This is a genomic window from Mycobacterium uberis, from assembly GCF_003408705.1.
GTDB classification, from domain to species: domain Bacteria; phylum Actinomycetota; class Actinomycetes; order Mycobacteriales; family Mycobacteriaceae; genus Mycobacterium; species Mycobacterium uberis.
Window position 1 is genome coordinate 39,119 of the sequence record NZ_QAYL01000006.1, and the last position, 19,949, is coordinate 59,067.

A 19,949-nucleotide genomic window follows, 5' to 3' on the forward strand; every position below is an offset into this window, starting at 1 on the left:
CGTCAAGGGGGCAGCGCAAGCGAGTTGCGCCAAGTGGCAATGGATGGACAAAGCACATCTTACAACCCCGACAGGCAAGCGCCCATCAGAGACGGCGAGCCATCGCCGTTAACCGTCGAATTCATGTGCCTGGTACTTGTGTGTGCCCTCGAGATCATCAAGGATCGCCGCCTGGGCGCCCTTGGGCAGGGTGTGCAACATCGCGCGCACCCGGGCTTGGCGACGCGCGATCGCTTTGCGCTCCGGCATACCCGGCGTCGCGGTGATCTGTGGTGGCACACCCTCGATTTCCTCGGTGCCACCCGCGTGGTGACCCGCCTCAAGCAAGGCCGCCTCTTCGGCCATGGTGGCCTCGTCCTTCTCCTCGGACATCCCGATCGGCCCGATACGGCGGCCGTTAAGGAATTGCCGCACAACCGGCTCATCGCTGGTGAGCAGCACCTCACGGGGGCCGAACATTACCAGATGCTTGCGGAACAACATGCCCATGTTGTCGGGCACCGTTCGAGCGATGTTGATGTTGTGCGTCACGATCAGGATGGTCGCATCAATCTGGGCGTTAATGTCCATGATCAACTGGCTCAGGTAGGCGGTACGGACCGGGTCCAAACCCGAGTCGGGCTCGTCGCACAGAATGATCTGCGGGTCGAGAACCAAGGCGCGCGCTAGACCGGCCCGCTTGCGCATACCGCCGGAGATCTCGCCGGGGAACTTCTTCTCGTCCCCACCGAGACCAACCATCTGCAGCTTCTCCATGACGATGTCACGGATCTCGCTTTCCTTTTTCTTGGTGTGCTCACGCAACGGAAACGCGGTGTTGTCGAAGAGGTTCATTGAGCCGAACAACGCGCCGTCCTGGAATAGCACACCGAACAGTGTGCGGATCTCGTAGAGTTCCTTGGCCGAGCATTCGATGATGTCAGTGCCATCGATGAAGATCGAGCCGCGTTCCGGCCGCAGTAGCCCAATGAGAGACTTCAAGAACACGGATTTGCCGGTACCCGACGGCCCGAGCAACACACTGATCTCTCCGGCGGGGATTTCAAGCGTGACGTCTTCCCAAATCCTCGAGGATCTAAAGGACTTGGTTAGCCCCTTCACCTCGATCGCAACGCCCATGGGAATCCTTCCGTCGCTGGTAAATGGCTGCCACCTGCCCTTTTGTGTGGTACAAGTCACTGTAGCGCACGCCTGAGGCGGCATATCACGGTTGCACAGCGCCACGAAAAAGCGATGCAGCCAAATTTACCCCGGCAACGCCGGGAAGACCGTAGCAGCGCCGAGTCAGACACTCGGCACCCGGTTTCCCTGAAAGCCATGGGTACCCGTTGGAACAGACGTACCGTAGCGACCGATTCGAGAATCTTGGCATCGAGCAACAACTGGCCCTCGTAGCGACCGCGATGATATCTCAAGCCCATCAGGACACCGTCGTCTTCGGCGACAACACCCAGGTTTAGCGCGAAGAACATCTCGCCGATGAGTTAGATCTAGGGCCAAGCACCGCGACTTCGCTGGATCCATTTCAATATAATCGTGCTTGTAGAGAGACGTCGCCATCTCGTCCTCCACGACAAGCCCGCCGTCGACGCCGACGGTGTAGCCGAAACGGTGCCGCTCGCCGGTTAGGATCTCGTTGATCTGGAGAAACACCTGCGACCGGTCGTGGCGGCATTCGGCGCCGAATGCGCCGGTCGTCAGGTTGTTCGTCTAGCGGTCCAGGGTGGGTAAGCTCTCACCGGACCCGCGCTGGTTGTAGTCGAACATCCATCCATGTAGTGCACCACGTCAAGCACCAAGCACCTTGGCCCCCGCCCAGATTGCGTAGTAAGCGTTAAGCGGACGTGAGACGTAGCAAAGTTCGATGTCGAACTATCGGAATTTAGAGGTCGGCTTTGCCTGCGGCAGTATCACCGGCCTCGCGAGACATGACGCCGAAGCGCGCCGGATAGTCCGGGTTATACGCGTACGACAGACCAACTATGCGACGCGTAATAACGATTGGCTAACACCACGACCGGACTGAGGATCCGGAACTCATCCGATCACCGACTGCAGCACCAGCCCGGGCGGACAGTTGCAGCCAGCTTGGCACAGCCGCGTGCAGCACTGACGCTGGGTCGAACATAACCAACAGATCGTAGAACATCATGTACTTGTCGGCCAGCAAAAAAATCATGCATCGTCGGTGACTCCAGACACCTCGATGTCAACGGTCGGGCGCGCGTCCCTGGATGCCGATTACCGAGTACTGCACGATCCTCCGCGCGGTAAGCGATAATAGGATTAGGATACCGCATAGAAATGCGCCGATACGCGGATCACGGTGCGAATGTTGCGGATGCACGGTGTAGCCATCCTGTCAGGGTGTCGTCGAAATCGCATGTTCCGATGGTGTCCAGGTCAGCGGTGAGTTCGTAGTTGGCGACCCCACCGTCGACGAGCTCCAGGGTCTTTCCGCCGGGAGTCAGCACGTTAACTGGTGGCACCGAGGCCCAGCTTACCGCCTGCCCACGGGTCGAGCCGGCCGGGCAGCTGCTCGTCGAGGTCGGCACAGATGCCGGGCTGCGGACCCAGCGGTTGCGGTACCAGCAAACTTTCCCGTCGCACAGCGCAACCTCGTGCCCATGCCGTCGCCAATGAACCATTACTACCACGCCGCATCGACCTCAAGATTGATCGCGATCACTTCGGCGGAAACCGGCGCCAAGAAGCCTTCAAAGTACAGGTTCTGGGATTCGGCGATTTACCCGAAAATCATAACTGAACTCTATATTCTATCTAAATATCGTTATTTCGACAGTTATCCTGAATGACGTACGTATTATGATGATGTACACTTCGGATGAGATTAAGATGGCCAGGATTTCCTCGGATTAGGACTCCAAAGCTGCGGAAGCAGTGTTCGTGATGAGTGCTGCACACCACCGTCGAGCTGCTCGACGGCCATGGGCCCGATGCGCTGCAGACCCAGAAGGTGGTCGGCGCGGCTGGCACCTCGACGACGGCAGTGCACACCCATTTCAGTGGTTATGCGCACGTCTCGCCGAGGAGGGCTTGCGGCAGTTCAACGCCACCCTTTTTGGTGCCGCAGACCAACCGACCCAGTTACCGATCTGTTCGCCATCGGCTCTGCGTACCACCACTATGCCAGCGAGCGACCGCATAACGTACCTCCTGATGTTCGAAAACACCCGTTGCACACGGCATCAACGCGCACGCGAATAACGGTCTTGGCACAGCAAGGTAACCGAGATCGAGCAGCACCTAGCCCACCTTCACCCATGTGGTGCGAACGGTATACCAGTCAATGCAGGCGGGACGAATCACCTTAGGTTTCGACAAATGACGACAAGTTAGTCCTCGTTACAGCAGACCAATTCTAGGCAGTTGTAACACCGGCCCACTATGCTGGAGTTGGCTGAGTATTATCGTAACGACCACGCTTCCGTGCTTCCGTCGAGCCGGTGCTTGAATTGATGACCTTGAATCTGCTTGTTGCTTTGGGAGATTCATCTAAGCGTATGTAGCACTCACAACACTCGGCGGCCGATATGGGCTGAGCACACGCGAACTCCAGGCCTAGCGCAGGTTCCCAGGGTTTTCGTGAATCGATCTACTTGACGCTTACGGTGGCACCAGCGGCCTCAAGCTTAACTTTGGCATCGTTGGCGGCCTCTTTGACGACCTTCTCCAACAGCGGCTTAGGCGCGCCGTCGACCAGGTCCTTGGCCTCCTTGAGGCCAAGGCCAGAGACGATCTCGCGGACAACCTTGATGACGCCGATTTTCTTGTCGCCAGCGCTTTCGAGAATGACGTCAAACTCGGACTGTTCTTCGGTGACCTCGCTGGCCACAGCCACAGGTGCACCAGCAGCGGCAACAGCAACCGGAGCGGCCGCGGTTACCTCGAAGGTCTCCTCGAACTTTTTAACGAAGTCCGAGAGCTCCATCAGGGTCATTTCCTTGAATGCATCTAGCAGTTCGTCGCTAGAGAGCTTTGGCATGGCGAGAGTCCTTCCTTGATTTCTGGTGCTTGATTATTCGGCTAGGGCCGGTTCGGAGGCTTTTTTTTCCTGCAGTGCAGCGGCGAGCCTTGCCAGCTGCGAGGCAGGCGTATTAAACAGTGCGGCCGCCTTGGCGAGGTTACCCTTCATCGCGCCGGCCTGTTTGGCGAGCAACACCTCACGAGACTCAAGGTCGGCGATGCGATCGATTTCGGCGACAGTCAACGGGTGACCGTCCATGTAGCCACCCTTGATCACCAGCGCCTTGTGTTCCTTGGCGAACGTCTTGATAGCCTTGGCGGCGTTGACCGGCTCACCAGTGACGAACGCGATCGCCGTCGGTCCCGTGAATAGCTCGTCGAGGCCCTCGATACCGGCCTTTGAGACCGCTTGCTTAATGAGCGTGTTCTTGGCCACTGCGTAGTTGGCTGCACCCGTCAGAGACAGACGCAGCTCAGCCAAGTTGGCCACCGTCAAGCCGCGGTATTCGGTAATCAACGCTGCCGTTGCAGCCTTGAATTGTTCGGCAATGTCTGCAACGGCGGTAGCTTTGTCAGCCTTGGCCACGCATGCCTCCTCGAGGTGAAAGTCGAGTTACGACTTAGCTTCTGCGATCACCTGGGAATGACGAACGCCCCGGCGCAGAAAGCGGTCGGGGCGTTGAAACACGCTGGCACACGCCAACGCATAATACCTCGTCCTCCTGCGCGGGCCGCCCGGTACACTTCCGGACCTTCAACCGATTCTTCGGTAACCGACGGTCTTCGGTGGATCGGCAACCACGATAGCGCGACGCCCTAGCATCAGCCAAAACATTCGCGCGGTAGTCTGACCACGCATGATTAGCGCTGTAGTACCACGAGCCTGGCGACACCTGACCAGACCAGCCTCTCGCTACCGAGCTCGGCCGGCACCACCTGAAGCCCAGCTATAAAATCTAGACGGGCGTAGTCGTCCAACGCCGCGCATAGTGGGTCCAAGAGCAACCGACCGGATTGAGCGACGCCGCATATAACGAATCCTAAAGCACATACCACCAAAACCGAGACGATCGTCCTCGCGAGTTCGGTAGCGCCTCGATGGAAAGCCCGCACCGCCACTGCATCGCCGGCCGCTGCCGCATCGGCCAGCTCTCTGGCGTCAGCGCCGGGGACCGCAGACCAGCCGTTGACGCGAACCCACCAAACCATCGACGGGCCTACAGCTACGGTCTTGACGCAGTCTCGAGCATTGCACGTACACCGCTAACCATTTGGTTCGACGACGACATAAACCGGTATCATCACTACAAGCAGCAAAAGGACATCGTCCAGTACAAAGCCGCCACTGACGCCTAATACACATCACCACACCCGAACATGAAGCGCGCATCTCGTCCGGTTCCACGCCAATACTCACCTAACGTATACACACCGTCGCCACCGAGTTGTACTGGCACACTCGGCATCGCGACAGCGACCGCTGTCGCACAGCGGGAAGCCGCGCCAACAGCCAGTATTGATCGGGCTGACGTGCCCGCTGTGCAGGTTGACGAGGCCGGCCGAGGCGGATACCACCGCAGAAACCACATCGTAGGCGGCGCATAACGTACCGGCGATCACGTTCCAGACCTGTTCCGCTCCGCCATCAACCAGGATACGACGAATGACGGTGTGCACCAACACGCCACCAAGATCAGCCAAGCCAGCGGCGACCTTCATGCCGCCAATGTCGAGACAGAGCGCGAGCATGGATCGCCCAATGCCAATGGGTACGGTCGGATTGCCGCGGGTCGCCGGGATGCTCATAGCCGGAGGCCAGCGGAATCAGCTGACCCGGCGTGCACGTCGTCGTGCAGCACTAAGCACCCCGCTCAGTCACGGTCAGTTGCGCAAGCCAGCGCCATAGTCGTCGTCCGTTGCTGGTGCCGGTCATCACATGCCCGCTCAAGTCACGGTCACCTATACCGCCGGAGAGTAGGTCAGCCAACCGGCGTAGCCAAACCGGACCAGAGCCCACCTCCGATCGGGGTCCAGTCAAGCCGGCGGGGTCACGTCAAAGCCGAGCTCAACCGTGCTGTCGACAGGCAAGACAGTACCGACCGCGTACGGGTCGTTCCACTCCCAGGTACTCAGGGAGTGACAAAAGACGTTTCCAATGCCAATTCGGCCCGGGCACAGGTGCCGAGCGTAATAACCAGCTGGGTCGACTCGCCGGCCACGGGAGCGACGTCGGCTGGCCCGTCAGCCAGGCACGCGACACCATCGTCGCTTCATGCACTAAGCTCCACCACGCATACGTCCTCGACGACCTGGCACCAGGCAGCCGGGACTCAATCCCCTGTGACACGCATCTAGGCCCGTATCGAGTAGAAGCCCTGGTTGCACACCAGCCGGAAACGTCAGCGCAACGTCGGCCTCCTGGCGCTGACGACTGCCCAACATGAACGGCAGCTGAGGAGATGGGGCCGCTCACCCCTCCGGACATACCCCTGCCACTGTACCGTCCAACGCGAAATCGCTGGCTGCGGTGATTCACGGCACCATTTCGCTGCCTGGCTCGGTCGGCAACGACTAAGGCTAGCAGTTAAGCGACGGCCAGAAGCCCGCCCAGTAGTGCGGACCTGCGATTGCGCAACCAATAACGCTCGTAAAGCGGCTGAGCAGTCTCGGCCTGCGCAGCCAGAGCAGTGCGCAAGCCAGAACCGGCAAGCACTTTGGGCATTTCGAGCCGAGCAAGCACGGTGGCGACCTGGCAGCCGTGCAGGTCGATCAAACGGGTGCGGTAGATTAGTTGTTGCAGCGATTTTTCCAGCAAATCGGCCAGCTTGAGCGCGCGTACCTTCCCGAGCTCCGAACCGATAGCGACGCGGGTTCTGGCCCCGGTGATTTCCACCAGCCGCAACGCAACCGTTCCGGGGTAGATCGGCTGGGCACTGCCGCCGGCCAGTGGGTTGCCCGCCGCTTTTAGCGCACCCAGCTGCACCAACTGGAACGGGTTGACGTGTAGCAACGAGCCGACCAGTGCCAGCCAGTCCCGTCGCTGTGGCGTCGACACTGCGAGCAGCGGGTAGGAGAACTGCTCGCTGCGAGCCGGGATCTCGACACGCCACCAGTCGCCGACGCCTCAGGCCAGCGCGGAGTTGAAAACGTGGGTCCACCCTTGGCGTTGGATATTCGACCCGTCGGGAGTAAGAGCGGTTCGTCGGTGACCAACCGGTGTAGGAACGCATTAACGAGGTGTGCAGGGTCCCCTGGGGATCGACTGCGAAGCTCGGAACCCAGCGGTTCAATAGCGCTACGGTACGGACTTCGAAAGAGTCCATTTTCGGTGGAGCCTGGTCGGCCTGCGTAACCAAGATCTCGACGTCGGCCACCAAGACGATCTCGGTACTCAGGCCTTTGGCCTTCGTCGTCGGAGCTGGCAATAACCAGCACCGGCAGTGTCCGGACGCCACACAGGTCGGTGTTAGATTCTCACACCTGCGCCACCGGCGTAGCGGCAAACACCCACACGCGGGCTCGGCCCGTCTCGGCCAGCTGCCGATCGAGTTCAGTGTTATATGCCGGGTTGGCCTCAGCGAGCACGGCCTCGATGCAAGGGTTGCGAGTTGGCTCGCCCTGCACAATCCATACGTCGGACAGATGCGAGTCGACGTCGAGGCCACCTTAGCATAATTCACTTGCGCTGCTGCAGCTGACCGTGATATTCCGGCGGACCAGCGCGACCATCAGCTCGCGGGTCAGGGGGCCGAACATCGTCTCGGTCAGCGCCACCACCTCGGCCATCGATACCGCCCACACGGCCATGCTTCCGATCCAGACGCGTATTGTCCAAAAATAGGCTGAACCAGCTGTAGGCCGGGTTGCCCAACATCCACAGATACTGAGCGATATCCACTGAACAGAGCCCCATAAAGCGGGTGTATTGATGCGAATCCGCGCCCAACGACCGCATCCCCATTTTGCCGATAGACATCGCACACGCTCAGCGCCGTCGCACTAGGCGGTAGACCTTAGCAAACTCGTCGATAGTGGTGCAGGAGTCCACACGGGTTACATCACGCTACTGAAACATCATTTAAATCATAGTAAAAATTGGATATAATACTACATCGTGTCGATCAGGCCGTGCATGACCAGCCGCTGATCCAACTGCTGGTCATGGTAAAGCTTGCACGCGTATGGGTAATTCCGATGAGTACACCATCGGCCCCGCGGGCAACAGGTACCCTGGTTTTTTGCTCTGCGTCGGGTGAGGCGGGCATTCTGCGTAGACCGGCAAGCTCGTTGCCAATCCGCTCGCCTGCGATCACCTGACGGTCGTCATGAACCAGCGAATAAACCGCACCGCCACGTCGAGCGGCAGATCGAAACGGACGATGACCATGTCGGTGCGCTGCTGAATCAACGGGTTCCACGCGTCGCGCCAGCAAGGCGGCACAGGTAGAAGTAGATTTCGCTCGGACTCCGACCCGGTGATAGCATTGTGGTACACGCCGTAGGCCAGTTGCACCCATGCCTTGGTTAACTACGCCTGCGGATAGTTAACGCCAACCATCAACGCAGCGAACACCGCGAAACGTTCTGCGTGTGGTGCGGCACTCTCGGCGGGCCGGTTGGCTTGTTCGGTGTCGATGTAGAACACATCCTTTCCGGTGTAGATTAGGTTCATGCTCCGGGCTTACAGTGACGGCGCACAACTCCGTTCGGTCAGTTCTGCGCGCACCACCGCGAAGAACTCTCACGGCAGCCCGCACACAAACCGTGGCCGGGTGTAGCGCGCACTCCTGTCGTGTTAAATTGCGGTGTCCCATTTTGTTCGGCGGCGTGTATGTCGGTACCAACTGGCATTAGCACATTGCAGGTCAACGCAATCTTCCTAAGCTGATCGAACAGCACATAGGCGGTGTCTTTGGCCTCGGTCGATGAGTTCGAAGCAGCCATCCACCAGTCCGCCAAATAGTGCGCTGGCATGGTATGTGGGTAAGCAAACCTCAACCCGACGACGTACTCCATTCGAGCTCGCTGCGGAACTGCATACGATCGACCCCCTGCCACATAAGAGCTGCCGTGAGCCAGGCTCCATTAGTGGTGGGGCCTTCAGAACCTAGGAACTCGACGTCAGGCCGGTGTCGGCGACCATCACAGGGAATTGCGGGTCATGGCCAAACACGTCTCACTGCCATGCGGTAGCCGGATAAGCGCCCAACCCGTTGCACCGAAAACCTATGCCATGTAACAATTTTCGAGTTGTCTCCTTTGGCCCGGTAAGGTTGGTGTTGGGTTCGTTCTAAGTGCCGCCTAGCACTTCGACACGACGTTCGGCGAAAAATCGGCGCAGGTCAGCACGGTCCTGCAGACGAGTGTCCTAATACGGCTTGAGGTAATCCACTTCAGCCAGCACAAACTTCTATTCCGGTTCGCGGCGAGCCATCTCCAGATGCGCGTGAACCAGCGCGAAGCCGTTCGCCTGTCGGGCCCGAGCGGGCGGACCTTCGGTCCACCGGCTGATATAACCACCCTGCGTATTCCACCACATCGGATCTTAATGAAAATTGCTGATCATGAACATAGTCCACCCAGGTTCAGCCACGATAGACTCGAAGGGCACATTGTCGTCGCCGGCGTGCACCCGATAGCCTGTCGCTGGCCGACCATCGGATGATCAACCCTGACCGGAACCGCGACGATTTCGTTGCCGTCCTGTTCCCCTAAGGCCATCACCTCACCGCGCAGACAGTCACCGTCAATGCGGATTGACGTGGGCTCGATGCACGCAGCGGCGATGATACACGCTAACTGCGCTGACACCCCCGGTGAACCAACAAACATCTCGGTCGACTCGGCCTAAACCGCTTGCATACCAGCGCCTTACGATCAGAACTATGGCGGACTTCAGCACACAACTGGCCGATCAGCTCGACTGGCATTGGCGCGAAATCTGCGCCCTCGCCTGAACGGCCTGATCGACGACGAATATTTATGGCAAACAGTGCTAAACTGATGAACTGTACATTTAGACAGCTCGGTGGGCTTTGCATTTCCAGGGCCCACCCCGGCGCCGTTCACGGCCATCACCTGATGCCTGATCCAGGTCATCGTCGAGGTATTTGCGATGCGCAACCACCACCTACTTCGACGGACCCACCTACCAACTATCAGATTTGGCAGTACACCACACAAACTACAGCCACCGCACTGACCCAACTCGACGATACGTACGCAGCGTAGCCTCAACAGCGTGCGGTCGCTGTCCGCCGAAAACCTGAACCGCCTGATTGCGTCCCCGCCGAAGGACTCTACGCAGAGCACCCGCTGAGCAAGTTGCTATTACACATCAATCGCGAAACGATCCACCATGGTGCCGAAATCGCTTGCCTGTGCGAATTCCTGGCATTCCACCAAAGTGCGTTCTCCGCTGTTTCTTATGACTTCACTGATAAACAGCACCTTCAGTTAGCGCACTGTCGATCGGGAATCGAGTATAAGCATGCCACCGATATGCAACGCAGCTGGATAGTGTCAATTGCCGCCGCTCAGGCTGCACCACCGAAAGACACGTGGCCATTCCGCGAGATCGCCAAAAATTCGCCGACCAGCACGTGATGAGCTCCTATAAGACACTTGATGTACTGCTATGAACATTCGAGGCTCAAAACGCGGAAATCACCGCAGCTGGCCGAAACCGCTGACCTCGACACCATAGTGCCGATTCCGCCGGATATTCCCTGGTTTCCCAGGAACCTCAACGCATGGCCGGCGCACTGGGTGATCCTGCACATGATCAATCAGCTGGCCCGGTACGCCGGCCATGCCGACATCATCCAGACAAGAATCGACGGCGCCACCATGTACAAATTGGTCACCGTCACCGGGCTGGAGTGCTTGGAGACCAAGGGGTAAAGCACTATATTATTTTTTTGAGTAACTGTGGAGGTACTGGCCTGCAGCACGCTACGACCGCTAAGTTGATGTGGAGTCACACTGAATTAGGACCTAACACCACCGGTTTGGCACACTGCTCAGATGAGTTCCACCAAAAATCGCGAGGTGGTCAAGTTAGATCGGGTGCCGTTGCAGGTCGAGGCAGCCCGAGTAGCCGCCACCGGTTGGCAAATCACTCGTACCGCCGCTCGCGTCACCACCAAGCTTGCCAGCAAGGGTCCATGGCGGCAAAAGATGATCAAGGAAATCCCGCAGACCTTTGCCAACCTTGGTCCAACGTACGTCAAGTTCGGACAGATCATCGCGTCCAGTCCCGGCGCGTTTGGTGAGTCGCTGTCGCGCGAATTCCGCGGCCTGCTTGACCGGGTGCCACCGGCCGACACCAACGAGGTGTACAAGCTGTTCGTCGAGGAACTCGGCGAACAGCCATCCAAGCTGTTCGCCAGCTTCTGCGAAAAACCATTCGCATCGGCGTCCATCGCCCAGGTACACTACGCCACCCTGCACAGCGGCGAGCAGGTCGTCGTCAAGATCCAGCGGCCCGGCATACGCCGACGGGTCGCTGCCGACCTGCAGATCCTGAAACGTTTCGCGCAAGCAGTCGAACTAGCCAAGCTGGGCCGTCAGCTTTCAGCGCAAGATGTCGTCGCCGACTTTTCCGACAATCTTGCCGAAGAACTAAACTTCCGTCTCGAAGCGCAATCGATGGAGACGTGGGTCACCCACCTGCACACCTCACCGCTAGGCAAGAACATCCGAGTTCCTGACGTGCACTGGGACTTCACTACCGAGCGGGTGTTGACGATGGAACGGGTGCACGGCATCCGGATCGACAACACAGCCGCCATCCGCAAGTCCGGCTTTGACGGCGTCGAGCTGGTCAAGGCACTGTTATTCTCTGTGTTCGAGGGCGGTCTGCGACACGGCCTGTTCCACGGTGATTTGCACGCAGGCAACCTGCACGTCGACGACCAAGGCCGCATCGTGTTCTTCGACTTCGGGATCATGGGCCGCATCGATCCGCGCACCCGTTGGTTGCTACGCGAACTGGTATATGCCCTGCTAGTGAAAAAAGACCACGCCGCGGCAGGCAAAATCGTTGTGCTTATGGGCGCCGTTGGCACGGTGAAACCCGAGGCTCAGGCCGCCAAAGACCTGGAAGGCTTCGCCACTCCGCTGACCATGAAGACCCTCGGCGACATGTCCTACGCTGACATCGGCCGGCAGCTGTCGGCGCTGGCCGACGTCTATAACGTCAAGCTGCCCCGCGAACTGGTGCTGATCGGCAAGCAATTCCTCTACGTCGAACGGTATATGAAACTGCTGGCGCCACAATGGCAGGTAATGTCGGATCCGGAGCTGACGGGGTACTTCACGAATTTTATGGTCGAAGTTAGCCGCGAGCATCAAACCGACGTGGAAATCTAATGAAAATCCGCAGCGGTCACGCCATATCAGGTGAGGTAAAACTGTACTACGAGGACATGGGCGACGTCAATGACCCGCCGGTATTGCTGATCATGGGTCTGGGCGCTCAATTGGTACTGTGGCGAACCGCCTTCTGTGAGAAGCTCGTCGCTCAGGGCCTACGAGTCATTCGGTACGACAACCGCGACGTCGGACTTTCCAGCAAGACCGAGCATCCCTGCCCCAGCCAGCCGCTGACCGCACGACTGCTTCGCTTCTGGTTCGGCCGGCGCAACGAGTGCGCGTACACGCTTGAGGACATGGCCGACGACGCCGTCGCCCTGCTAGATCACCTCGACATCGAGCAGGCCCACATCGTTGGAGCATCGATGGGCGGCATGATCGCCCAAATCTTCGCGGCACGTTTCCCCGCGCGAACCAAGGCCCTAGCCATCTTGTTCTCCAGCAACAATCGCGCATTTCTGCCGCCGCCTGCCCCGCGTGCCTTGCTAGCACTCCTCACCGGCCCACCGCCCGGCTCACCGCGCGACGTGGTCGTTGACAACGTCGTGCGAGTCACCAAAATTATCGGTAGTCCACGCTACCGCATGCCTGAGGAACAGGTCCGTGCCGACGCCACCCAAGTCTACGACCGCAGCTTCTACCCGTTAGGTGTCAGTCGGCAATTAAGCGCAATCCTGGGCAGCGGCAGCCTGCTGCACTACAACCAGCGCATCGTCGCACCGACTGTGGTGATTCATGGCCGAGCCGACAAACTGGTACGGCCCTCCAGCGGTCGTGCGGTCGCCCGCGCCATCACCGGCGCCCGACTGGTGTTATTCGACGGAATGGGCCATGATCTACCGCAACAGCTGTGGGATCGGGTGGTTGGTGTGTTAATGAGCAACTTCGCCGAGGCTAGCTAACCAAAAGGCCATACCAATTCGCTGAGTTGTACGGTTAGCACAGGAGGTTGTCTCATATGGCTAAGCTGAGGCCTTACTACGAAGAGTCACAATCGACATACGACATTTCGGACGACTTTTTCGCTCTCTTCCTCGATCCCACCTGGGTTTACACCTGCGCGTATTTCGAGCGCGACGACATGACCCTCGAAGAGGCTCAATTAGCAAAGCTAGACCTGGCCCTGGACAAGCTGAAACTTGCGCCCGGGATGACGCTGCTCGACGTGGGTTGCGGCTGGGGCGGGGCACTGGTCCGCGCTGTCGAGAAGTACGATGTCAACGTCATTGGCCTCACCCTCAGCCGCAACCACTGCGCACGCAGCAAAACCCGGCTCGCCGAGATCCCGACGAAGCGGCATGCTGAGGTTAGAGTACAGGGCTGGGAAGAGTTCGGAGAAAAGGTCGACCGGATTGTTAGCTTCGAGGCGTTCGATGCTTTTAAGAAGGAGCGCTATTTCGCCTTCTTCGAACGCTCATATGACATCCTCCCCGATGACGGCCGGATGTTGTTGCAGAGCTTATTCACGTACGACCGGCTATGGTTGCACGAACAAGGTATACCACTAACCATGAGCGACCTGCGGTTCCTCAAATTCCTGCGCGAGTCAATCTTCCCGGGCGGGGAACTCCCTTCCGAACCCAACATTACAGACAATGCCAAGGCCGCGGGGTTCTCCGTCGAGCAAACCCAGCTAATGCAGGCACATTACTCAAGGACCCTGGATCTATGGGCAGCTAACCTGGCGGCAGCCCGGGATCACGCCCTTACTATACAGCCTAAAGAGATCTATGACAACTTCATGCACTACTTAACTGGGTGCGCGGACCGCTTCCGCCGAGGGCTCATCAACGTGGCCCAATTCACGCTGAAAAAGTAGCGGCGCTGCCTTTTTATCGAGGCAAACCCGATCGCAGTTTAGTGATGTAGCCATGCATCGGATAGCATGCCTCGAGCAAGCCGGGGGGAATTTTTTCGGTGCATTTCTTCCGAGCACCGATGGGCCAATGCGGGTCCAGGAAGGCACACGAGGTCATGGCCAAGGAATTGATGCCACAGTTCGCCAATGTGCAGGCGCACTACGATCTATTTGACGGTTTCTTCCATCTGTTTCTGGAACCCACCCAGGCCTATAGCTACGTGTACTTTGAGCACGAAGACATGGCGCTGGAAGAGGTGCAGTTCGCCAAGATCGACTTGACGCTCGACGATCTGGGCTTGCAACCCGGCATGAGGTTGCTCAACGCCGGCTGCGGCCGGGGCTCGGTGATGAAGCGGGCCATCGAGCGCTACGGCGTCAACGTGATCGGCCTGACATTGACGAAGAACCAGGCCGCCCATGTCCAGAAATCGTTCGACCAGATGGACAGCCCGCTCAACAAGCGGGCGTTGCTCGATGGTTGGGAACAGTTTCGTGAGCCCGTCGACCGCATCGTGTCAGTCGGCGCGTTCGAGCACTTCGGCCACAATCGTTACGATGACTTCTTTGAGACGGCCTGCAACATCCTGCCTGACGACAGCGTGATGTCGTTACACACGATCGCCGGACCGACCAAACAGCAGATGACCGACAACGGTCGGCCGCTTTCACTCAATGTGATTCGTTTCTTTTGGTGTATTTTCACCGAAATTTTCCCGGGTGGCAGGATACCGGCCATTGAAGATGGTAGAAGAGACCGGACTAGAAGCTGGCTTCAAGCTTACCCGGCGCCAGTCGCGACAAGCGTACTACACCCGGACCCTCGGCTAGCAGGCCAAAGCGCTCGAGAGAAACCGAAAGTGAGGCCATCGCGATTCAATCCGAAGATGTCTACGACACAATATATGAAATACTTCACGGACTACGCCACGCTGTTCCGTGCCGGCTACACCGATGTCAACCAGTTCACCCCGCAGAAGTAGTGATTGCATCAACCAGACTGCGATCTGTATGGATCTCGATCGAGATAACCACGGTTTAAGCGACTTGAAATGCAAAGGATACTCCCAGTCCTATGTAGAGAAGTCGGGAATAGCCGCCTCGTCAAGGTGCCTTGTCCATCCAGGAGAACACATGTCTTACAACCCAGCAAGCGTCACACGGGCTCAGTCTAATATCGACGACGTTCAAGCGCACTACGACCTTTCGAATGAATTCTTCGCACTGTTCCAGGATCCGACTCGCACCTACAGTTGCGCATATTTTCCGCGCGAAGACATGACCCTGTACGAAGCACAGGTCGCCAAGCTCGATCTAACGCTCGACAAGCTGGGGCTCCAGTCAGGCATGACCCTGCTCGACATCGGCTGCGGCTGGGGCTCGGTGATGAAGCGAGCCATCGAGCGCTACGATGTAAACGTCGTCGGATTGACCTTGTCGAAGAACCAGCATGCTTACTGTCAGCAAGTGCTTGACAAAATCGATTCGACCCGCTCACGACGAGCCCTGCTGTGCGACTGGGCCGACTTTGACGAGCCGGTGGACCGCATCGTCATCATAGAAGCGTTAGAGCACTTCGGGTTTGACCGCTATGACGATTTCTTCAAGTTCGCTTATAGCACACTTCCCACTGACGGAGTAATGCTGCTGCACTCGATCACCGGGCTGCATCCAAAACAGGTCATCAAACGCGGTATCCCGATGACGATGGAGATAGCTAAGTTCATCAGGTTCATAATCAACGACATTTTCCCGGGCGGCAGGCTACCGATGATCGAAACCATCGAGGAGCACTCAACGAAGGTCGGCTTCAAGATAGCCCGCACCCAGTCGCTGCAGTCGGACTTCGCCAAGACCCTTGACCTGTGGGCGGAGGCCCTCCAAGCACACAAGGACGAGGCCATCGCGATCCAGTCCGAAGAGATGTACGAGCGGTACATGAAGTACTTGACCGGCTGCGCCAAGGCATTCCGGATAGGCTACATCGACTGCAACCAGTTCACACTGGAAAAGCAAGCAGCGCCCTAGACAGTAAGCATCATCCAGGAGAACACGACGACAATGGCTGAGCAACCAATTGGCCCGACAAAAACGCGAACGCGCTCGGAAGACATCCAGGCACACTACGACGTCTCCGACGATTTCTTCGCCCTGTTCCAGGACCCCACCCGCACCTACAGCTGTGCCTATTTTGAGCCACCAAGCCTGACACTCGAAGAAGCCCAGTACGCCAAGATCGACCTCAACCTGGACAAGCTGGATCTCAACCCGGGCATGACCCTGTTGGACATCGGCTGTGGTTGGGGCACCACCATGAGGCGCGCTGTCGAGAAGTACGACGTCAACATTATTGGCCTGACTTTGTCCGAGAATCAGCATGCTCGCTGCGAGCATGTGCTGACGACTCTCGACAGTAATCGTTCACGTCAAGTGCGGCTGCAAGGCTGGGAGGATTTCACCGAACCGGTCGACCGGATCGTGTCGATCGAAGCGTTCGAACACTTCGGACACGAAAACTACGACGATTTCTTCAAGCGGTGTTTCAACATCATGCCCTCCGACGGTCGTATGACAGTCCAAAGCAGCGTCAGCTTCCACCCCCTCGACATGGCTGCCCGAGGTAAGAAACTGAGCTTCGAAACAGCTCGCTTTGTCAAGTTTATCATCACCGAGATATTTCCAGGCGGACGGCTGCCATCGACCAAAATGATGGTCGAACATGGCCAGCAGGCGGGATTCACCGTCCCCGAACCGCTGTCACTGCAGCAGCACTACATCAAAACGCTGCGTATCTGGGGCGACACCCTAGAATCCAACAGGGAAAAAGCCATCGAAGTCACCTCCGAAGAGGTCTACAATCGGTACATGAAGTACCTGCGCGGCTGTGAGCACTACTTCGCCGACGAGCTGCTGGACTGCAGCCTGGTGACCTATCTCAAACCAGGTGCTACGGCTTAAATCCTCCGGCGAATGTCGGCTTACCGACTGCGCCCCGTTTGTCGATTAGGTAGAATGGGTAGATAGTGAAGCACAAGACTTCGCTAACTATCGAAGGTGACGGACAGGCAGTGTTAGCCCTAGTAATTAAGCCAGGAACGAGACCTCACGCCCGACAAACGGGCCCACGTGCTGGCCGCGTTCCAAACGCTTCCGTGCCCAGGCCGCTGTAGCAACTTGGCCAGGTACGCCCTGAAACCGACGGCGCCTGGCTGCAGACACCTACGGCCGGCCCTGATGTGCTGACTGTCACCGACGGTCCCTTCGCCAAGTCAGCCGAAGCGCCCTGCCGCTACTACGTGTTCGAGAACGAAAATCTCGACGAGGCGTTCACATTGGTGCGCGACATTCCGGTCGCCTCGTACGGCGCCGTGGAGGCGTGGCCGCGAACGGAGAGGAGGATCCCGACGCAACCGCTGCATGGCACCAACTGGATCGCATTGCTGCTGGAAGCCGCCGGACCGGCCGGTACAGCCCAACTCGCCGCACTGGGAGTGCTATGGTGATTGTGCCACCAAAAGTTCGAAACCGCCATCGGCGGTGACCACATCAAGGCCTGGACTGGCCTGCATACGCCGTCCACAGCGACCACTGTACTAGTACGTGACGGCGAGCTCCTTATCAACTACGGTCCTTACGTGGAGAGTGCCGAAGTCGCTAACGGCTTCCATGCGCTTAGCGCAAGTTAACACGACGAGGTGGTCAAGGTGGCGTAAATTATCCCCGCCTCTAGCCGTGCAGCGCGGCAACTAACCGGGTATCTCGAGTTGGTAGAACCGGCGAATGACCAACCTGAAAGGCATCTTTCGTCGAGATTAGAGACTCGCCGTCACCACGCTCGCGCGGTGGTCCGGAGATCTAACCATCACGGAAGACGCCGTGCAGGAAAGCTTGCGCCAAGTCGTTTCGCAGCTGACCCCCCAATGACGTTCCCGATCACCCCGGTGGGTGGCTTGTGACTGTCGCACACAACCACGCCCGAGAATCAGATACGCCGCGAATCGACATGTCCTGGAAAGGGGTAGTGATGGCTATTAGAGCCCTATAGATGACATTCAGGAATGTACCGATTGCTGCAACCAACATCCGATTCGCGACGACAAACTGTCGGATAATGTTCACCCGTGTGCACCGGGCGTTGGACCACTAGTTTCAACTCGTGCTCACACTGCGGTTGGTGTACGGGTTGACCGTCGCCGAGCTCACACACGCGCTGCTGCAGACTGATACCGCGGTCAAGCAGCGAATCTACGCGCACCAAGAACAAGATCCGGCACCCCAACATCCCGCCGCGGATGCCACCCGTCGAACTGCTGCCTCAGTTGCACGTCACACATGCTCAGCTGCATCTATCCGGTGTTCACCGAGAGCTATTGGTCGACGGAGGGACCGGCGGTGATTCGTGACAAATTGTGCGACACAACGATTCGGCTGGCTGGAAAGCAGTGCACACTGCTGCTCAATAAGCTAGAGGCACATGCCCTAACAGTCCTGGATGTTACTGCATGATGCACGACAACTAACGCGGGTGAATTAAGGCCGGCGCTCTGGTCTCGCTCGAGGATCAGGACCTTAGTCCTTGGTGTCGCAATCGCATCACCCCCAACCTGGACCACTTACAACAGTCCACGGGATCAACGGGCCTGTCCCTTCCACAAGCGACGATCGCAGCGTTGCACACTACAAACGCCGTTCTGGGAACAAATCGACTAGCTGGTCATCTGCATAGCCTATGACCAGCTGCTGCAGATGACAAATACACTGCTAGAGGAGGTGATATCTGATTCCCGGCTTACCCGCTCAAATCTGGTCACATCTGTGCGTGCCGTTCTGTTGCGCCATGCGGGCCGGCCCACCAAAGCCGTCCACCCGCCTACCGAATAGCATTGGAAGCAGATAGATCAGGGCCGTGAAGGGCCTTCCCGCGGTGCCGCATAGCTGTATAGCACCTGTTGGTGCGTGCTACACCTCAGTGAGATTCCGGATAATCGATGGGTCGACCGGAATGCCGGGGCCCATGGTCGTTGACACGGTGACCTTCTTCAGGTAGCGACCCTTCGATGACGACGGCTTGAGCCGCAGCACCTCATCAAGCGCGGCGCCATAGTTCTCCGCCAGCCGCTTCTCGTCGAACGATGCCTTGCCGATCACAAAGTGCAAGTTGGCCTGTTTGTCCACCCGGAAGTTGATCTTACCGCCCTTGATGTCAGCCACGGCCTTGGCAACGTCGGGAGTAACGGTGCCGGTTTTGGGGTTTGGCATCAGGCCACGTGGACCCAAGACCCGAGCGATTCGACCGACCTTGGCCATCTGATCGGGCGTCGCAATCGCGGCGTCGAACTCCAGCCAGCCAGCCTGAATCTTCTCAATCAGATCATCGCTACCAACCACATCAGCTCCCGCGGCAACGGCAGCATCCGCTTTTTCGCCGACCGCGAAGACCACGACCCGGGCAATCTTACCGGTGCCGTGTGGCAGGTTGACCGTGCCGCGAACCATTTGATCCGCCTTGCGCGGGTCGACACCCAACCGGATCGCCACCTCGACGGTCGCATCTTGCTTGGCTGACGACGTCTCTTTGGCAAGCTTGGCCGCCTGCAGAGGAGTGTAGAGGTTGCTACGGTCCACCTTATCGGCGGCGGCACGATATGCCTTGCTGTTCTTGCTCATTGAAATATCCAATCCGATGTTGGGTGCGTGGTGATTAAGCGGGCCGAAGCTAACCCTCCCA

General features: G+C 58.2%; 22 protein-coding genes and 5 pseudogenes. 12 read left to right on the forward strand and 15 right to left on the reverse strand.

The features are described 5' to 3' along the window. Positions 1-108 precede the first annotated feature (108 nt). Positions 109-1,119, reverse strand: a complete 1,011-nt coding sequence (locus MUBE_RS04580) for an ABC transporter ATP-binding protein (protein ID WP_116539662.1) — start codon at positions 1,117-1,119, stop codon at positions 109-111. Between the two features lie 209 nt (positions 1,120-1,328). Here MUBE_RS04580 and MUBE_RS19300 point away from each other — a divergent pair, with 209 nt between their 5' ends. Next, positions 1,329-1,460 carry a hypothetical protein gene (locus MUBE_RS19300; RefSeq protein ID WP_341537692.1) on the forward strand — a complete coding sequence of 44 codons (132 nt, stop codon included), beginning with the start codon at positions 1,329-1,331 and terminating at the stop codon, positions 1,458-1,460. 861 nt (positions 1,461-2,321) lie between these two features. Here MUBE_RS19300 and MUBE_RS19305 read toward each other — a convergent pair. Continuing rightward, a complete protein-coding gene (locus MUBE_RS19305) occupies positions 2,322-2,489 on the reverse strand; it encodes a hypothetical protein (protein ID WP_341537693.1) in 168 nt (55 codons plus the stop codon). Then, on the reverse strand, positions 2,476-2,610 hold the full coding sequence (locus tag MUBE_RS19310) for a hypothetical protein (protein ID WP_341537694.1): 135 nt from the start codon (positions 2,608-2,610) through the stop codon (positions 2,476-2,478). Before MUBE_RS19310 ends, MUBE_RS19305 begins: the two co-directional genes overlap by 14 nt. A gap of 304 nt (positions 2,611-2,914) precedes the next feature. Between MUBE_RS19310 and MUBE_RS17180 the strand changes: the two genes are divergently transcribed. Further along, a complete protein-coding gene (locus MUBE_RS17180) occupies positions 2,915-3,169 on the forward strand; it encodes a TetR family transcriptional regulator (protein ID WP_243632823.1) in 255 nt (84 codons plus the stop codon). A gap of 447 nt (positions 3,170-3,616) precedes the next feature. Here MUBE_RS17180 and rplL read toward each other — a convergent pair whose 3' ends face one another. The 11 genes and pseudogenes from rplL to MUBE_RS19925 form a co-directional block, all read right to left on the reverse strand. Then, positions 3,617-4,006 carry a 50S ribosomal protein L7/L12 gene (rplL, locus tag MUBE_RS04595; protein ID WP_116539663.1) on the reverse strand — a complete coding sequence of 130 codons (390 nt, stop codon included), beginning with the start codon at positions 4,004-4,006 and terminating at the stop codon, positions 3,617-3,619. Between the two features lie 33 nt (positions 4,007-4,039). After that, positions 4,040-4,573, reverse strand: a complete 534-nt coding sequence (gene rplJ, locus MUBE_RS04600; RefSeq protein ID WP_116539664.1) for a 50S ribosomal protein L10 — start codon at positions 4,571-4,573, stop codon at positions 4,040-4,042. Between the two features lie 275 nt (positions 4,574-4,848). Next, positions 4,849-5,736, reverse strand: a pseudogene (locus tag MUBE_RS04605) (ROK family protein). Between the two features lie 109 nt (positions 5,737-5,845). Beyond that, positions 5,846-6,025: a hypothetical protein gene (locus MUBE_RS15515; RefSeq protein ID WP_165849695.1), complete on the reverse strand. Its 180-nt coding sequence runs from the start codon at positions 6,023-6,025 to the stop codon at positions 5,846-5,848. Between the two features lie 546 nt (positions 6,026-6,571). After that, positions 6,572-7,042, reverse strand: coding sequence for a hypothetical protein (locus MUBE_RS17185; RefSeq protein WP_243632824.1), 471 nt, complete (start codon positions 7,040-7,042; stop codon positions 6,572-6,574). A 419-nt stretch (positions 7,043-7,461) separates the two neighbouring features. Then, a complete protein-coding gene (locus MUBE_RS17190; RefSeq protein ID WP_243632825.1) occupies positions 7,462-7,611 on the reverse strand; it encodes a hypothetical protein in 150 nt (49 codons plus the stop codon). A gap of 52 nt (positions 7,612-7,663) precedes the next feature. Next, positions 7,664-7,963, reverse strand: a complete 300-nt coding sequence (locus MUBE_RS17195; protein ID WP_116539665.1) for a hypothetical protein — start codon at positions 7,961-7,963, stop codon at positions 7,664-7,666. A 333-nt stretch (positions 7,964-8,296) separates the two neighbouring features. Next, a complete protein-coding gene (locus tag MUBE_RS19910) occupies positions 8,297-8,500 on the reverse strand; it encodes a hypothetical protein (protein ID WP_116539666.1) in 204 nt (67 codons plus the stop codon). Positions 8,501-8,515: 15 nt separating this feature from the next. Beyond that, complete coding sequence (locus tag MUBE_RS19915) at positions 8,516-8,659, reverse strand: hypothetical protein (protein ID WP_424399033.1); 144 nt, start codon at positions 8,657-8,659, stop codon at positions 8,516-8,518. A 38-nt stretch (positions 8,660-8,697) separates the two neighbouring features. Further along, on the reverse strand, positions 8,698-9,003 hold the full coding sequence (locus tag MUBE_RS19920; RefSeq protein ID WP_424399034.1) for a hypothetical protein: 306 nt from the start codon (positions 9,001-9,003) through the stop codon (positions 8,698-8,700). Positions 9,004-9,549: 546 nt separating this feature from the next. Continuing rightward, positions 9,550-9,819, reverse strand: a complete 270-nt coding sequence (locus tag MUBE_RS19925; protein WP_116539668.1) for a hypothetical protein — start codon at positions 9,817-9,819, stop codon at positions 9,550-9,552. A 53-nt stretch (positions 9,820-9,872) separates the two neighbouring features. Here MUBE_RS19925 and MUBE_RS19930 point away from each other — a divergent pair. The 10 genes and pseudogenes from MUBE_RS19930 to MUBE_RS19940 form a co-directional block, all read left to right on the forward strand. After that, positions 9,873-10,368 (forward strand): annotated as a pseudogene (locus MUBE_RS19930) (DinB family protein); the annotation flags it as partial. Then, a pseudogene (locus tag MUBE_RS19935) lies at positions 10,357-10,851 on the forward strand (mycothiol transferase); the annotation flags it as partial. The pseudogenes MUBE_RS19930 and MUBE_RS19935, both read left to right, overlap by 12 nt. A 162-nt stretch (positions 10,852-11,013) precedes the next feature. Further along, entirely contained in the window at positions 11,014-12,360 is a 1,347-nt protein-coding gene (locus MUBE_RS04640) for an ABC1 kinase family protein (RefSeq protein ID WP_116539669.1), read from the forward strand. Then, entirely contained in the window at positions 12,360-13,265 is a 906-nt protein-coding gene (locus MUBE_RS04645; protein WP_116539670.1) for an alpha/beta fold hydrolase, read from the forward strand. Before MUBE_RS04640 ends, MUBE_RS04645 begins: the two co-directional genes overlap by 1 nt. A gap of 56 nt (positions 13,266-13,321) precedes the next feature. Beyond that, positions 13,322-14,182, forward strand: a complete 861-nt coding sequence (gene mmaA1, locus MUBE_RS04650) for a mycolic acid methyltransferase MmaA1 (RefSeq protein WP_116539671.1) — start codon at positions 13,322-13,324, stop codon at positions 14,180-14,182. A gap of 155 nt (positions 14,183-14,337) precedes the next feature. Further along, positions 14,338-15,204 (forward strand): annotated as a pseudogene (locus tag MUBE_RS04655) (cyclopropane mycolic acid synthase family methyltransferase). A 151-nt stretch (positions 15,205-15,355) separates the two neighbouring features. Next, complete coding sequence (gene mmaA3 / locus MUBE_RS04660; RefSeq protein ID WP_116539672.1) at positions 15,356-16,249, forward strand: methoxy mycolic acid synthase MmaA3; 894 nt, start codon at positions 15,356-15,358, stop codon at positions 16,247-16,249. 33 nt (positions 16,250-16,282) lie between these two features. After that, positions 16,283-17,179 (forward strand): hydroxymycolate synthase MmaA4, encoded by an 897-nt coding sequence (mmaA4, locus tag MUBE_RS04665; RefSeq protein WP_116539673.1) that lies wholly within the window; start codon positions 16,283-16,285, stop codon positions 17,177-17,179. 338 nt (positions 17,180-17,517) lie between these two features. Further along, on the forward strand, positions 17,518-17,724 hold the full coding sequence (locus MUBE_RS17215; protein ID WP_243632826.1) for a hypothetical protein: 207 nt from the start codon (positions 17,518-17,520) through the stop codon (positions 17,722-17,724). A 373-nt stretch (positions 17,725-18,097) separates the two neighbouring features. Continuing rightward, positions 18,098-19,131 (forward strand): annotated as a pseudogene (locus MUBE_RS19940) (DUF6596 domain-containing protein). A gap of 49 nt (positions 19,132-19,180) precedes the next feature. On the opposite strand, the gene rplA reads toward MUBE_RS19940, so the two are convergent. After that, the gene (rplA, locus tag MUBE_RS04680) at positions 19,181-19,888 is read right to left on the reverse strand and encodes a 50S ribosomal protein L1 (protein WP_116539674.1); all 708 of its coding nucleotides are present in this window, start codon (positions 19,886-19,888) and stop codon (positions 19,181-19,183) included. Between the last annotated feature and the right edge of the window lie 61 nt (positions 19,889-19,949).